The 15,411-nt window shown below is 75.0% G+C and carries 9 protein-coding genes and 1 pseudogene; all 10 read left to right on the forward strand.

What is annotated here, in order from left to right:
• Positions 1-179 precede the first annotated feature (179 nt).
• On the forward strand, positions 180-1,646 hold the full coding sequence (locus ACQEVS_RS27620) for a carboxylesterase/lipase family protein (RefSeq protein ID WP_433024600.1): 1,467 nt from the start codon (positions 180-182) through the stop codon (positions 1,644-1,646).
• A 449-nt stretch (positions 1,647-2,095) separates the two neighbouring features.
• Positions 2,096-3,064, forward strand: a complete 969-nt coding sequence (locus tag ACQEVS_RS27625) for an SAM-dependent methyltransferase (RefSeq protein WP_433024602.1) — start codon at positions 2,096-2,098, stop codon at positions 3,062-3,064.
• A 106-nt stretch (positions 3,065-3,170) separates the two neighbouring features.
• On the forward strand, positions 3,171-4,442 hold the full coding sequence (locus tag ACQEVS_RS27630; protein WP_433024604.1) for an FAD-dependent monooxygenase: 1,272 nt from the start codon (positions 3,171-3,173) through the stop codon (positions 4,440-4,442).
• A 113-nt stretch (positions 4,443-4,555) separates the two neighbouring features.
• Positions 4,556-5,541: pseudogene (locus ACQEVS_RS27635) on the forward strand (aldo/keto reductase).
• Positions 5,542-6,136: 595 nt separating this feature from the next.
• Positions 6,137-7,546, forward strand: a complete 1,410-nt coding sequence (locus ACQEVS_RS27640) for a M20/M25/M40 family metallo-hydrolase (protein WP_433024606.1) — start codon at positions 6,137-6,139, stop codon at positions 7,544-7,546.
• A gap of 121 nt (positions 7,547-7,667) precedes the next feature.
• The gene (locus ACQEVS_RS27645; protein ID WP_433024608.1) at positions 7,668-9,866 is read left to right on the forward strand and encodes a prolyl oligopeptidase family serine peptidase; all 2,199 of its coding nucleotides are present in this window, start codon (positions 7,668-7,670) and stop codon (positions 9,864-9,866) included.
• 457 nt (positions 9,867-10,323) lie between these two features.
• Positions 10,324-11,103: a 2,3-dihydro-2,3-dihydroxybenzoate dehydrogenase gene (locus ACQEVS_RS27650; protein WP_433024610.1), complete on the forward strand. Its 780-nt coding sequence runs from the start codon at positions 10,324-10,326 to the stop codon at positions 11,101-11,103.
• 396 nt (positions 11,104-11,499) lie between these two features.
• Positions 11,500-12,762 carry an isochorismate synthase DhbC gene (dhbC, locus tag ACQEVS_RS27655; protein ID WP_433027951.1) on the forward strand — a complete coding sequence of 421 codons (1,263 nt, stop codon included), beginning with the start codon at positions 11,500-11,502 and terminating at the stop codon, positions 12,760-12,762.
• Between the two features lie 26 nt (positions 12,763-12,788).
• Positions 12,789-14,468, forward strand: a complete 1,680-nt coding sequence (locus ACQEVS_RS27660) for a (2,3-dihydroxybenzoyl)adenylate synthase (RefSeq protein ID WP_433027954.1) — start codon at positions 12,789-12,791, stop codon at positions 14,466-14,468.
• A 301-nt stretch (positions 14,469-14,769) separates the two neighbouring features.
• Positions 14,770-15,411 carry an isochorismatase family protein gene (locus ACQEVS_RS27665; protein WP_433024612.1) on the forward strand — a complete coding sequence of 214 codons (642 nt, stop codon included), beginning with the start codon at positions 14,770-14,772 and terminating at the stop codon, positions 15,409-15,411.

Raw genomic sequence — 15,411 nt, forward strand, 5'->3', positions numbered from 1 at the left:
CCGCTCGGGCGGCTTGCGCCGGGAGTCCGTCCACCACCACTGGAGTGAACGCGGGGGAGCGGACGGGGACGCGCCGCGCCCCTTTGACCGCGTTCCCCTTCGGTGCAGAATCAGGAGGCCATGATCCTTTTGGCGGGCGCCCCTTACGGGAGGGGCGACCCTACGGGAAGGGGTGCAGCGTGACCGGTGACCGGCGACCCGAGGCACGGACCGCGTACGGCGTGGTGCGCGGGGTACGGCAGGGAGCGGTGTCCGCCTTCCTGGGCGTCCCCTACGGGGCACCGCCCGTGGGCCCGGCGCGGTTCGCCCCGCCCGCGCCCGTCAGCCCCTGGCGCGGGACGCGGGACGCCGCCGCGCCCGGCCCCGTCGCCCCCCAGCCGCCGTCCCGGCTGGAACGGGTGATGGGCGTGGCGCCGTTCGCGCACGTCAAACAGGACGAGGACTGCCTCACCGTCGACATCTGGACGCCCGGCGCCGACGCCGCGGCCCGGCCCGTGCTGGTGTTCCTGCACGGTGGCGGCTTCACCAGCGGGGGCGGCGGGCTGAGGTGGTACTCCGGGAGGGCACTCGCCGAGCGCGGCGACATCGTGGTGGTGACCGTCACCTACCGTCTGGGCGCCCTCGGTTACGCCCGGCTCGGCGACGTCCTCCCAGGGGCGGGCCCCGGCAACCAAGGGCTGCTCGACCAGCTCCGGGCACTGCGCTGGGTGCGTGAGAACGTCGCCGCGTTCGGCGGCGACCCGGACCGGGTGACCGTCGCCGGGCAGTCGGCGGGGGCCGCCTCGCTCGTCGCCCTGCTCTCCGGCTCGGAGGGCGGAAGCGGCCTCTTCCGAGGCGCGATCCTGCAGAGCCACCCCGGCGGGATGCGGCCGCAGACCCCGGACGAGGCCGCCGCCAAGGGCGCCCTGCTGCTGGACGCCCTCGGCGTGCCGGCCGGCCGGGCCGCCGACGCCCGCGCACTGCCCGTCACCGACGTCCTCGCGGCCCAGGACGCCGTCGCCCGCCGGTCGCCGGCCGGCTTCCTGGACGTGACACCGACGTTCCAACTGGTCGCGGACGGACGCATGGTGGCCCCCGACCCGGAAGCGGCCATCGGGGCCGCCGGCGCGCACGGCGTCCGGCTGCTGATCGGAACCACCCGCGACGAGGGGGCCGCCTTCTTCGCGCCCGGCACGGCGCTGCCGGCGGGCGTCCGGCCGGAGGACTTCGCCCGGACCGCCGAGCGCTGGTACGGCGACGCCGACCGCTTCCCCGAGTGGGCGGACCTTGCCCCCGCCGAGCGGGTCGTCCGCATGACCACCGAGCACTTCTTCCGCGCCCCGGCCGAACGGCTCGCCGGGCTGCTCGCCGACGCCGGCAACCCGGCCTGGGTCTACCGCTTCGACTACGCCCCCGAGGGCAGCCCCTTCGGCGCCTGCCACTGCATCGAACTCCCCTTCGTCTTCGGGGAACTCGACGCGTGGCCGGACGCGCCGATGCTGCGCGGAGCCGACCCGGAGGAGACGGCCGCCCTGGTCGACCGGGTGCAGGGCCACTGGATCGCCTTCGTCCGGGACGGCGACCCGCGCCATCCGGACGCTCCGGGCGCTTCGGACTGGGCTCCTTATCTGCGGGAGCGGCCGGAGGTGGCGGTCATCGACCGCTGACGGACCGGGGTGCGGGGGCGCGGGTGACCGTGGTCGTGGTCGTGGCCGTGCGGGCAACTGTGCTTGCGCTCATGCGTGTAGCGGTGTTCGCACTCGTGAACGTGGCCCTGGCCGGCGCCGCGCCGCGTACGGAGGCCGAGCCGGGCGCTCCGGCGTCCCGTGCCCGCGCGTGCCGGCTTCCCGGGTGCGCTTTCGTGGTGCCTCGGGCCCGCCCGGGCTTCCGGTGGCGTGCGCCTGCACGCGCCTCGTCGGGTGTGACACGAAAACCCTTCCGCCCGCCGCCTCACTGGAACCATGCGCCACGGCAGTCACGACCGTCACGTCCGCCACTTGTTCCTCTTACCTGCTTGTCCCCGTACGTGGTAGTACGGGAGGGCCGCACCAGACGGGGGTGAGTCACCGGGCGCCCCGCGCCCGTCCCAGCGACCGACGAACGGAGCCTCACCGCGATGCACGATTCGACCACCGACCGCCCCGACACATTCACCGATCGTCCCGACGTATCCACCGGCCGCCCCCACTCCGCCTCCGGTCGCTCCGGCTCGGCCACCGACCGGCCCGGTGCACCCGCCGACCGGCCCGACGCGCCCGCCGACCGCCTCGACCCCGTCGCCGACACCGCCCGGATGACGGCCGCCCTGCGCGCCCGGGAATCCGAGCGTCCGGACCGGCTCTTCGACGACCCGCTCGCCGCCGTCCTCGCGGGCGACACGGGACGGAGACTCGCCGACCAGGCCGGCATGGTGGAGGCCATACCCATTCGCACCCGCTACTTCGACGACCTCATCCGGACGGTGACGGGCGGCACCCCGGGCACCTCCGGAGCCGCGGGCATCCCCAGCGCACCCGGCACCCCCCGCCAACTCGTCCTGCTGGCAGCCGGCATGGACACTCGCGCCTACCGCCTCCCGCTCCCCGCGACCGTCCTCTACGAGGTCGACCGCCCGGAGCTGCTGCGGCTGAAGGAATCGCTGCTCGGCGACGCCGTGCCGCGCTGCGCCCGCCGGGTGCCGGTCGGCGCCGACCTCGCCGCCGACTGGGCCGGCCCCCTCACGGCGGCCGGGTTCCGCCCCGAGGAACCTTCCTGCTGGCTGGTCGAGGGCCTCACCCAGTACCTGGAGGAGCGGGACGTCCTCCGCCTCCTCGACCGCATCACCGAACTCTCCGCGCCCGGCAGTCACATCCTCGCCGAGTTCGTCGCCGGCTCCCTGTTCCACGAACCTGCCATCCGCTCCATGCTGAGCCTCCTCGAACGCTCGGGCGCCGGCTGGCGGTACGGCACCGACGAGGCGGGGCCGCTGTTCACCGAGCGGGGCTGGCGGCCGGAGACGGTGACCTACGCGGCGATCGGCAAGGCCCTCGGGCGGTGGCCGGAGGCGGGGCCGCGCGGCGGCGAACTCGTCCACGCCGTGCGCTGAACCGCGCCCCGGCGGCCGCGCGGGCCGCCCGCTTCCCTCCCTTCCCCTCGCCTCCGTTCCCCCTCCCTACCCCCCTTCCCTCCCCTCCCCTCCCCGATGAGGAGACATGACCACACCCCACCCTGCCCAACCGCCGCACGCCGACGTCGTGATAGCAGGCGCCGGCATCGGCGGACTCACCACCGCCCTCAGCCTGCACGCCGTCGGCATCCGGCCGCTCGTCCTGGAGTCCTCGCGCCGCATCGCCCCGCTCGGCGTGGGCATCAACCTGCAGCCCGCCGCCGTGCGGGAGTTGTACGAACTCGGCCTGGCCGACGAACTGGCGGCCGTCGGCGTCCCCGCCGTCGCCCACGTCTACGCCGACCGGCACGGCACGGTCCGCTACCGCGACCCGCGCGGCACGGCCGCCGGCTACCGCTGGCCGCAGTACTCCGTCCACCGCGGCGACTTACAGATGATGCTGCTGAGAACGGTGAGGGAGCGGCTCGGCCCGGAGGCCGTCCGAGCCGGCGTCCGCGTCGAGGACTTCACCCAGACCCCCGACGCCGTCCACGTCCACACCCTCGACCGGACCACGGACCGGCGCGAGCGCTGCACCGCCGGGGTCCTCGTCGCCGCCGACGGCATCCACTCCCGGCTCCGCGCCCGCCTCCACCCCACCCAGGGCCCCCTGCAGTGGAGCGGCGTCACCATGTGGCGGGGCGTCACCGAGACCGGTGCCTTCCCGCTGGGCGACGCGCTGCTCCTCGCGTCCGACGAGCGGCACACCCAGTTCGTCGCGTACCAGATCTCGCCGGCGGCCCGGGCCCGCGGCCGTACGCTGCTCAACTGGGTCTGCGCGGTGCCGACGGGCGTCCCCGGCCCGCTCGCCGGCGACGCGCGCTGGAACCACCACGGCCGCCTGGCGGACGTCCTCCCTCACCTCGCGGACTGGCGGTTCGACTGGACGGACCTGCCCGCGCTCCTCGCCGGCGCCGAGCGGATCCTCGAATACGCCATGGTCGACCGCGACCCCCTCCCGGTCTGGGGCGAGGGCCGTGTCACCCTCCTCGGCGACGCCGCCCACCCCTCGTACCCCTCCGGCGCCAACGGCGGCTCCCAGGCGGTGCTCGACGCCCGCGTCCTGGCCCACCGCCTCGCCACCGAGCCCGACCCCGTCCGGGCCCTGGCGGCGTACGAGGACGAACGGAAGGCCCCCACCGCGGCCGTCGTCCTCGCCAACCGCGAGATGGACCGCGCCGCCAGGGCCCGCGCGGCCGCCGGGAGCCCGGACGCGGGACGCGACCTGGCACGCGCCGCGGCAGCCCACCGGAGGGCGGCCGGCGAGGCCGCCGCCCTCAACTCCCGCCCCTCCTACACCCCGTCGGCCCGCCCCTGACAGCTGCACACGTCTTCAATTCCACCGGCCCGGGCCGCAGGATGCCTCTGTGAGCTGAGCGGCAAGGACGATCGTCCGCCAAGGGCGATCATCCGCGAGGAACGGGAGACGACGTGCGCTACGTACAACTGGGCGGCTCGGACCTGAAGGTGTCCCGGATATGCCTGGGCATGATGAGCTACGGCGGCGGCCCCACCGCGCAGAAGTGGTTCCTGGACGAGGAGGCCGCCGAACCCGTCGTCCGGCGCGCGGTCGAGGCGGGCGTCACGTTCTTCGACACGGCCGACATGTACTCGGCCGGCCTCAGCGAGGAGATCACGGGACGCCTGCTCTCCCGCCTCTTCCCGCGCCGCGACGACTACGTCCTCGCCACCAAGGTCTACTTCCCCATGGGCCCTGGCCCCGACGACCGCGGCCTGTCCCGCAAGCACATCACCAAGGCCATCGACGCCTCCCTCCGCCGCCTCGGCACCGACCACGTCGACCTCTACCAGATCCACCGCTGGGACTACGACACACCCATCGAGGAGACGCTGGAGGCCCTGCACGAACTCGTCGCCGCCGGCAAGGTCCGCGCCCTGGGCGCCTCCAGCATGTGGGCCTGGCAGTTCGCCAAGGCCCAGCACCTGGCCAGGGCCAACGGCTGGACTCCGTTCATATCCATGCAGAACTATTACAACCTCCTCTACCGGGAGGAGGAGCGCGAAATGATCCCCCTCTGCCGCGACGAGAACGTCGGCTGCATCCCCTGGAGCCCCCTGGCCCGCGGCATGCTCACCGGCACCCGAGACCGCGACGGCGCCCACCGCACCCTCCGCGCGGGCAACGACGAACTCGCCCGCCGCCTCTACGAGGAAGCGGACTTCGACGTCGTGGACGCCGTCCGCACGGTCGCCACCACCCGCGACCTCCCCCGGCCCGCATAGCCCTCGCCTGGCTCCTCTCCAAGCCGGCCGTGGCGGCCCCGATCATCGGCGCCACCCGCGCCTCCCACGTGGACGACGCGGTCGCCGCCGTCGACTTGACCCTGACGGACGACGAGATCGCCGGACTGGAGGCGCCTTACCGGCCGCACCGGGTACTGGGGTTGCGGCGGTGACCGGAGGAGGAGAGCGCTCGCACGGTGAATCCCGTTGCCTGCAAGGCGGGTTGGTGGCATGTGAGGCGGACGCGGGGTGCGGGGCCGCGCGTCACCGTCCGTCCGGACGCCAACAGGGCGTATCCCGGCGGTGCTTCCCGGTGACGAGGAGGGCGGCGGGACCTGTGCGGACGCCGTCCCTCTGAGGTAGAACGGGAGGATGCCGAAGATCCTTTACCGCTGTGGGCGGCACGGCGCGCGCGGACGCCGTCGGCAGCGGCCGGCCGGGGCCGCTCCCGCGGGCTTCCGCGGCGTCCCGGGCGGGGGCGCCCCGGCGCGTGGGGGCGGCGTATGGGTGGATGGCGCGCGGTGGTTTGCCGGGTTGCCCGGGTCTGTTGGCGGGGGCGCTTACGGTGGGCTGGTGGTGCTGGTGACGGGTGACGGCCGGGGGAGCGGGTGTGCCGTGCGCGCCGAGGGGTCGGGCGGTGCGCGGGCGCGTGCCGTCGCCGCCCGGCCGGGCGGGCGGGCTCCGCGGCGTCCGGCCTGGCCCGCCGCACCACGCCGACCATGTCCGAGGCGATCCGTCCCGTCGTGGTGGGGGCGGTGGAGGAAGCGTATGGCTAGTGGCACGGCAGCAGCGGCGGCGGCGGACGGGAACGGGGGGCGGGTTGACGCTCGGGCGCTTGACGAGGTCGTCCGGTTCACCTCCGATCTGATCCGGATCGACACCACCAACCGCGGTGGCGGCGACTGCCGGGAGCGGCCCGCCGCCGAGTACGTGGCGGAGCGGCTCGCCGAGGTGGGGATCGAGCCGTTCCTGCTGGAGCGGAAGCCGGGGCGGACGAACGTGGTGGCGCGGGTTCCGGGCGCGGATCCGGTCGCGGGGGCGCTGCTCGTCCACGGGCACCTGGACGTGGTGCCGGCCGAGCCCGCCGACTGGACCGTGCACCCGTTCTCGGGCGAGGTGCGGGACGGCGTCGTCTGGGGGCGCGGCGCGCTCGACATGAAGAACACGGACGCCATGGTGCTGGCCCTGGTCCGGGCCTGGGCGCGCGCGGGCGTCGTGCCGCCGCGCGACATCGTGCTGGCGTTCACCGCCGACGAGGAGGACAAGGGCGAGGCCGGCGCGGGGTTCCTCGCGGACGAACACGCCGCGCTGTTCGAGGGCTGCACCGAGGCGATCGGCGAGTCCGGCGCGTACACCGTCCACGGGGCCGGCGGGCTGCGGCTGTACCCGGTGGCGGCGGGGGAGCGCGGCTCGGCGTGGGTGGAGCTGCGGGCCCGGGGCACGGCCGGGCACGGTTCCAAGGTGAACCGCGAGAACGCGGTGGCCCGGCTGGCCGCCGCCGTCACCCGGATCGCCGAGTACGAGTGGCCGGTCCGGCTGACCCCGGTCGTCCGCGCCGCGCTGCGTGAACTCGCCGCCGCGCACGGCATCGACGTGGGCCGCAACGGGCCGCGCCCGGAGGAGGTGGAGGAGCTGCTGGGCAAGCTGGGGCCCGCCGCCAAGCTGGTGGCGGCGACCGTGCGCAACAGCGCCAACCCCACCATGCTCAGCGCCGGTTACAAGATCAACGTCATCCCGGGGACGGCCACCGCGTTCGTCGACGGCCGGACCGTACCGGGCGGCGACGAGGAGTTCGCCGCCACCCTGGACCGGCTCACCGGCCCGGACGTGGACTGGACGTTCTTCCACCGTGAGCGGGCCCTTCAGGCGCCGGTGGACGCGCCGGTGTTCGCCCGGATGCGGGCCGCGCTGGAGCACTTCGACCCCGAAGCACACGTGGTGCCGTTCTGCATGTCCGGCGGCACGGACGCCAAGCAGTTCTCCCGGCTGGGCGTCGCCGGCTACGGCTTCTCCCCGCTGCGGCTGCCGCCGGGCTTCGACTACCAGGGGCTGTTCCACGGCGTCGACGAGCGGGTGCCCGTGGACGCCCTGCACTTCGGCGTGCGCGTCCTGGACCGTTTTGTGATGCACGAGGCGAGCCCCCGCTCGTCCGACCACCCCTTGCCCGAGGAGGCGTAGAGATCATGGTGCCCAAGCCCACGGCGCCCTGCGGAACCTGGCCGTCCCCCGTGGACGCCGCCCTGGTGGCGGAACACGGCGGCCGCCCCGACTTCGTGGGCTGGGTCGGCGACGACGTCTGGTGGGTCGCGGCCCGGCCGGGCGAGGGGGCCGCCGGGCGCTGGTCCGGCGGCGCCCCGGCGGCGGCGAGGCCGTCGCGCTGCCCGCGCCGTGGGACGTCCGCACCCGGGTGCACGAGTACGGCGGCCGCGCCTGGACCGGGACGGCCCGGGCCGGCGACGGCCCGCTGCTGGTCTTCGCGCACGGCCCGGACCAGCGGCTCTACGCGTGGGAGCCGGACGGGCCCGACCCGTCGCCCCGGCCGCTCACCCCGACGTCCGCCGTCGGCGGCGGGCTGCGCTGGGCGGACCCCGTGCTCCGCCCGGGGCGGAACGAAGTCTGGTGCGTCCTGGAGGAGTTCACCGGCCCGGGCCCGGGCGACGTCCGGCGCCTCCTCGCCGCCGTCCCCCTCGACGGGCGCGCCGCCGACGACCGGACGGCGATCCGCGAACTCACCGACGACCGCCACCGCTTCGTGACCGGCCCGCGCCTCTCGCCGGACGGCCGCCGGGTCGCCTGGCTGGCCTGGGACCATCCGCGCATGCCCTGGGACGGTACCGAGCTCCGGCTCGCCCGGGTCGAGGGGGGTGCGGGCGGTGCCCGGTTCACGGACGTCGATGTCGATGGCGACCGGCTCGCGGACGGTGGCGGTAGGGGTGCGGACGTCGGCGGCGCCCGGCTCACGGACATCGGTGACGCCCGGCCCGCGCACGTCGGCGGCGACCGGCTCGCGGACGTTGGCGGGGGTCGGCTCATGGACGCCGGTGGCGGCCGGTTCACGGACATCGGTGACGCCCGGCCCGCGCACGTCGGCGGCGACCGGCTCGCGGACGTTGGCGGGGGTCGGCTCATGGACGCCGGTGGCGGCCGGTTCACGGACATCGGTGACGCCCGGCCCGCGCACGTCGGCGGCGACCGGCTCACCGACGTGCGGACGGTCCTCGGCGGCCCGGACGAGGCCGTCGCCCAGGTCGAATGGGCGCCCGACGGCACGCTGCTCGCCGTCACCGACCGCACGGGCTGGTGGAACCTCCACCGCGTCGACCCGGAGACCGGCCGGGCCGTCAACCTGTGCCCGCTGGAGCAGGAGTTCGCGGGTCCGTTGTGGCAGCTGGGGCAGCGCTGGTTCGTCCCGCTGACCGGAGGCCCCATCGCCGTGCTGCACGGCGCCGGCGCCCAGGTGCTCGGCGTCCTCGACCCGGAGACCGGGGCCGTGGCCGACGTCGCCGGGCCGTGGACGGAGTGGGCCTCCGCGCTGGACGCGCACGGTACCCGCGTGGTCGGCATCGCCGCCGGGCCCGCCGGCGGTTACGAGGTCGTCGAGCTGGACGGGCGGACGGGCCGGGCCCGGGTGGTCGGCGCCGCGCACCGGGACGTCGTCGACCCGGCGTTCCTCCCGCGCCCCGAGGTCCGTACCTTCACCGGGCCCGACGGCCGCGAGGTGCACGCCCGGATCCACCGCCCCCGCCACCCCGAACGGGACGTCCCGGACGGCGAACTGCCCCCGTTCGTCGTCCGCGCGCACGGCGGGCCGACCGGCCGGACGCCGCTCGCCCTCGACCTGGGCATCGCCTACTTCACCTCGCGCGGCATCGGCGTCGCCGTCGTCGACTACGGCGGCTCGACGGGTTACGGCCGCGCCTACCGCGAACGGCTGCGGGAGCGCTGGGGCGTCGTCGACGTCGAGGACTGCGCGACGGTCGCCGGCGCCCTGATCGCCGAGGGGACCGCCGACCCGGCCCGGCTCGCGGTCCAGGGCGGCAGCGCGGGCGGCTGGACGGCCGCCCACTCCCTCGCCGGCACGGACCTGTACGCGTGCGGCACCATGCTCTTCCCGTGCCTGGACCTCACGACGGAGGCGGACGGCGGCACCCACGACTTCGAGTCCCACTACACGGAGAGCCTGATCGGCCCGCGCGACCGGGTGCCCGAGCGCTACCGCGAACGGTCGCCGCTGCGCCGGGCGGACCGCATCAAGGTCCCCTTCCTCCTCCTCCACGGACTGGACGACCCGGTCTGCCCGCCCGGGCAGAGCGAGGCCCTGGCCCGGGCGGCGCGCGGACGTGGGGTGCCGCACGCGTTCCTCGCCTTCGAGGGGGAGGGGCACGGCTTCCGCCGGAAGGAGACGCTGGTGCGGGCGCTGGAGGCGGAACTCTCCCTGTACGCGCAGACGTTCGGGTTCAGCGCGCCGGGGGTGCCGGAGGTGGAGCTGGACCGGTGAGGGCGGCCGTGGTCCGGGCGGGGTGACGGTTCCGTTGCGCGGGGCCGTCGCGTCCGTTCCGTGGATCCGTCGCGTCCGTTCGGGGATCCATCGCGTCCGTTCGGGGATCCGTCGCGCGGAGTGCGTCCGGGCGGCTGCCTGGAGGTCTGTCCGGGCGTTCACCCGGGGGTTCACCTTGGGAGTCCGTCCGGGCGTTCCCCCGGGCGTTCACCTTGGGGGTCCGCCCGGGCGTTCACCGGGAGGTCCACCCGAACCTTCCCCGAACCATCACCCGGTCGTTCACTCGGCTGTTCACCCGGACGTTCACCCGGGCTTTCATCCGGACCCGGGGCCGTTCTTCACCCGCGTCCGGAATCAAAGGGGAGGGACGGCCGCGCGGTGGTGATGATTCCCCCCGACCAACAGCTCATGTAAGGTAAGGCTTACCTTATTCGAACTGGATGGTGGGGAACCCGTCGTGGAGCACACTGAACTCTCCGGCCGCGTCGCGCTGGTCACCGGCGCCGGACAGGGCATAGGCGAGGCCGTGGTCCGGGCCCTCGTCGCACGGGGAGCCCGGGTCGCGGCCCTCGACGCGGTGCCCGGCGGCATCGGGAAACTGGCGGCGGAATACGGGCCCGAGCGGGTCACCGCCCACACCGCCGACGTGTCGGACGCCGCGGCCGTCGAGGCCGTCGTCGAGGAGGTCGAGGCGTCCGTCGGCCCGCTCGGCATCCTCGTCAACGTGGCCGGGGTCCTGCACCCGTCCCCCGTCGTCGCCCTCACCGACGAGATGTGGGAGCGCACCTTCGCCGTCAACACCACCGGCGTCTTCGTCGCCTCCCGCGCCGCCGCCCGCAGGATGGCCGCGCGCGGCACCGGCTGCGTCGTCACGGTCGGTTCCAACGCGGCGGGCGTCCCCCGGACCGGCATGGCCGCCTACGCGGCGTCCAAGGCGGCGGCGACCATGTTCACCAAGTGCCTGGGCCTCGAACTCGGCCGCAGCGGCGTGCGCTGCAACGTCGTGTCCCCCGGCTCCACCGACACCGCCATGCAGCGGGCGCTGTGGACGGACGACGAGGCGCCCGCCCGCGTCATCGACGGCGACCCCGGCACGTACCGCGTCGGCATCCCCCTCGGCCGGATCGCCGAACCGTCGGACATCGCCGACGCCGTCGTCTTCCTCGTCTCGGACCGCGCCCGGCACATCACCATGCACGACCTGTACGTGGACGGCGGGGCGACGCTGCGCGCCTGACGGGACGTGTCCGTCGGTGGCTGGGAGGGGTGATGGGCCTTCCGCCGGTGCGGCCGTCGGTCGTCGGCTGCCGGTCTTCAGTTGCCGGTGGTCAGTTGTCGGTCACCGGTCACCGGTCACCGATCGTCGCCCGTCGCCCGTCGCCCGTCGGTCGTCGCCCGGAGCGGTCGTTCCCACGTCCCCGCCGCTTCCCTCTCCGAAGCCCCGGCCCCTTCCCGGGTCCTCCCGGCCCTCCCGACCTTCCCGTCCGCCCTTCCGGGCCGGCCCCCGCCCCACCCACCCCCACGCCCGGCGTCCACCCGCGCCGGAGGAACGGAGCAGTAGGTGACCACGGTTCAGCACGTCACCGCCCCGCCGCCGAACGAGCCCGCCGGCCGGAACGGCGCCACCGGCGCGATATCCGCGTCGCCGGCGTCACCGGCGTCGGCAGTGGCACCGGCGCCGTCCTCGCCCTCCCCGGCGGCCCCGCGCGACCGCGCGGAGCGACGGGACGGCACCGAGGCCGTCGGCGCCGCGACCGAACTCCTCCACGCCTACGACCCCCACGGCACCCGCTTCTTCGCCTCGCCCACCCGCACCCTCCTCGCCCACGGCGTGCGGGCCGAAGTCCCGCACGGTGACGCCCCGTTGGCCGAGCGCGTCGCGGAGACCCTGGCGGCCCAGCGGCGCGCGGGCCACCCCGCGCCCCTCGTCATCGGGGCCGTGCCCTTCGACCGGAGCGCCCCGGCCGCCCTCGTCGTCCCGGAGACCGTCCGCACCGCTCCGTCGCCGGCCGCCGACCCGCTGATGGCGCTCCCGGCCGTGCCCCCGCCCGCCGCCGAGTGGGACGTCCGGCCGGAGCCGGAACCCGCCGAGTACGCGGCGGCCGTCGCCGAGGCGGTGCGGCGGATGAAGGACGGGGAGTTCGGCAAGGTCGTCCTCTCCCGCACCCTCCGCCTCACCTCCTCCCGCGACCTCGACCTCCCCGCGCTGCTCGACCGCCTCGCCCGCCGCGACCCCACGGGCTACACCTTCGCCGTCCCCTCCGGCCCCGGCCGGACGCTGCTCGGCGCCAGCCCCGAACTGCTCGTCGCCAAGCAGGGCGGACGGATCGTCACCAACCCCCTCGCCGGTTCGACGCCGCGCAGCGCCGACCTGGCCGAGGACGTCCGCCGGGCGGCGGCCCTGCTGGAGTCCGAGAAGGACCTGCACGAGCACGCCATGGTCGTCGACGCGATCCGCGCCGCGCTCGCTCCGTACTGTCGCTCCCTCGACGTCCCCGAACGCCCGACCCTCGTGCGCACGGCCGCCATGTGGCACCTCTCCACCACGGTCCGCGCCGAACCGGCCGACCCGGCCGTCTCCGCGCTGGAACTGGCCTGCGCCCTCCACCCCACCCCCGCCGTGTGCGGCACCCCGACCGACACCGCCCGCCGGGTCATCGGTGAGCTCGAACCGTTCGACCGCGGCGCGTACACCGGCATGGTCGGCTGGGGCGACGCCGACGGCGACGGCGAGTGGGTCGTCACCATCCGCTGCGCGGAGGCCGAACCGGCCGCCCGGCGGCTGCGGCTGTACGCCGGGGCGGGCGTGGTCGAGCAGTCGGACCCGGAGGCGGAGACCGCCGAGACGGGCGCCAAATTCCGTACGTTCTTGCAGGCAGTGGGAGTTGACCAGTGACGGACATCCATGACGGCGGTGGGACGATGACCGGCGAGGGCACCGGGACCCCCGACGCGCCCGGTTACCCGCCCGAGTTCGCCGAGCGCTACCGCGCCGCCGGCTACTGGCGCGGCGAGACCTTCGGGCGCATGCTGCGCGAGCGCGCGGCCGCCCACCCCGACCGGACCGCGATCGTCGACCCCGGCCCCGCGCCGGACGGCTCCACCATCCGCCGCTGGACGTACGGGGAACTCGACGGGCGCGCCGACCGGATGGCCGCCGGGCTGCTGGCTCTCGGCATCGGCAAGGGCGACCGCGTCGTCGTCCAACTTCCCAACGTGGCCGAGTTCTTCGAGGTCGTCTTCGCGCTGTTCCGCATCGGCGCCCTGCCGGTGTTCGCGCTGCCCGCGCACCGCGACAGCGAGATCCGGCACTTCTGCGCCTTCACCGAGGCCGCCGCGTACGTGATCCCGGACGTCGCGGGCGGCTACGACCACCGCGAGCTCGCCTCCCGCGTCCGCGCCGAGGTGCCCACCCTCCGGCACGTCCTCGTCGCCGGCGACCCCGGGCCGCACACCGCCCTCGCGGACGTGCCGGCGGTGGCCGCCGGGGCCTTCGACGACACGTCCGCCGGCCCCGAACCGCACGAACTGGCCTTCCTCCAGCTCTCCGGCGGCTCCACCGGCGTACCCAAGCTCATTCCGCGCACGCACGACGACTACATCTACTCGCTGCGCGGCTCCAACGAGATCTGCCGGGTCGACGAGCACAGCGTCTACCTCTGCGCCCTGCCCGCCGCCCACAACTTCCCGCTGAGCTCGCCGGGCACGCTGGGCGCCCTCTACGCCGGAGCCCGCGTCGTCCTCGCGCCGCGGCCCAGCCCGGACGTGGCGTTCCCGCTCATCGAGCGCGAGGGCGTGACGATCACGGGGCTGGTGCCGCCGCTCGCCCTCGTCTGGACGGAGGCGGCGGCCGCCACTCCGTACGACCTGTCCAGCCTGGACGTACTCCTCGTCGGCGGCGCGAAGTTCAGCGAGGAGGCCGCCCGACGGGTGCGGCCCGCCCTCGGCTGCACCCTCCAGCAGGTCTTCGGCATGGCCGAGGGCCTGGTCAACTACACGCGGCTGGACGACCCCGAGGAGATCATCGTCGGCACCCAGGGCCGGCCGATCTCCCCCGACGACGAGATCCGCGTCGTCGACGACGAGGACGCCGACCTGCCCGCGGGTGAGACCGGGCACCTGCTCACCCGGGGCCCGTACACCATCCGCGGTTACTGGCGCGCGCCCGAACACAACGCCACGTCCTTCACTCCCGACGGCTTCTACCGCACCGGTGACGTCGTCCGGCTCACGGAGGACGGCTACCTCGTCGTCGAGGGCCGGGCCAAGGACCAGATCAACCGGGGCGGCGAGAAGGTCGCCGCCGAGGAGATCGAGAACCACATCCTCGCCCACCCCTCGGTGCACGACGCCGCCGTGGTCTCCATGCCCGACCCCTACCTGGGTGAACGCACCTGCGCCTACGTGGTGTTGCGGGAGGGCGCCGAGCCGGTGCGGTCCGCGGCGCTGAAGAAGTTCATCCGCGGGCGGGGGCTGGCCGACTACAAGGTCCCGGACCGGGTGGAGTTCACGGACGCGTTCCCGCAGACCGGGGTCGGCAAGGTGTCGAAGAAGGATCTCAGGGCGGCCATCGCGGCGGAGCTGGCGGGGAAGGGGCGCTGAGGCGGGGCCGGGGGTGGGTGACGGGTGGTGGGTGGCCGGTGGCCGGTGGCGGGGCGGGATGACGCGATCGGCCGGGCCGGGGGCCGTCGGTGACGTGCCCCTCCTCGTGCCTCACGCGGGCCCGTCACTGCCCCACGCCGGCGGTTTCCGGCGTCGACAACCGCAAACCGTGCCCGAAATCCGTCAACTGCCAGCCGGCAACTGGCAACCAGCAACCAGCAACTGGCAACGATCGAGTACATCAGCGACAGCGCGGCGCGAGCAGCCCGCTCCCGAACCCCCACCGAAAGGCAACCGCACCATGGCGCTCCCCGCCATCGCCCCCTACCCCATGCCCGCCGAGGCCGACCTCCCGGCGAACAAGGTCGACTGGACCGTCGACCCGGACCGCGCGGTCCTGCTCGTCCACGACCTCCAGAACTACTTCCTGGGCGCCTTCACCGCCGGCGCCTCGCCGGTGACCGAACTGCTCGCCAACGTCGGCCGGTTGAAGAAGGAGTGCGCGCGGCTCGGCGTCCCGGTCGTGTACTCGGCGCAGCCCGGCGGCCAGAGCCCCGCCGAGCGCGGCCTTCAACAGGACTTCTGGGGGCCCGGGCTGCCCGCCGACGGGCACGCGGAGGCGATCGCCGAGGCGGTGGCGCCCGACGCCGGGGACACCGTCCTCACCAAGTGGAAGTACAGCGCGTTCGTCCGCTCCGACCTCGCCGAGCGGATGGCGGAGCAGGGCCGCGACCAGCTCGTCATCGTCGGCGTCTACGCGCACATCGGCGTGATGATGACGGCGTGCGACGCGTGGATGCGCGACATCCGCCCGTTCGTCGTCGCGGACGCCGTGGCCGACTTCTCGGCCGAGGACCACGCCATGGCCCTGCGCTGGGCCGCCGCCAAGTGTGCCGTCGTCACCACGACCGACCGGATCCTGACGGGCGCCGAGGGGAACTGA

Origin of the sequence: Streptomyces sp. CA-181903 (genome assembly GCF_050937075.1) — a bacterium.
Taxonomy (GTDB): domain Bacteria; phylum Actinomycetota; class Actinomycetes; order Streptomycetales; family Streptomycetaceae; genus Streptomyces.

What these genes read in the sequence shown, in the direction of transcription:
- ACQEVS_RS27665 (WP_433024612.1), top strand. Translation starts at nt 14,770, where the DNA reads ATGGCGCTCCCCGCCATCGCCCCCTACCCCATGCCCGCCGAGGCCGAC.
- ACQEVS_RS27640 (WP_433024606.1), top strand. Translation starts at nt 6,137, where the DNA reads ATGGCTAGTGGCACGGCAGCAGCGGCGGCGGCGGACGGGAACGGGGGG.
- ACQEVS_RS27630 (WP_433024604.1), top strand. Translation starts at nt 3,171, where the DNA reads ATGACCACACCCCACCCTGCCCAACCGCCGCACGCCGACGTCGTGATA.
- ACQEVS_RS27660 (WP_433027954.1), top strand. Translation starts at nt 12,789, where the DNA reads ATGACCGGCGAGGGCACCGGGACCCCCGACGCGCCCGGTTACCCGCCC.
- ACQEVS_RS27625 (WP_433024602.1), top strand. Translation starts at nt 2,096, where the DNA reads ATGCACGATTCGACCACCGACCGCCCCGACACATTCACCGATCGTCCC.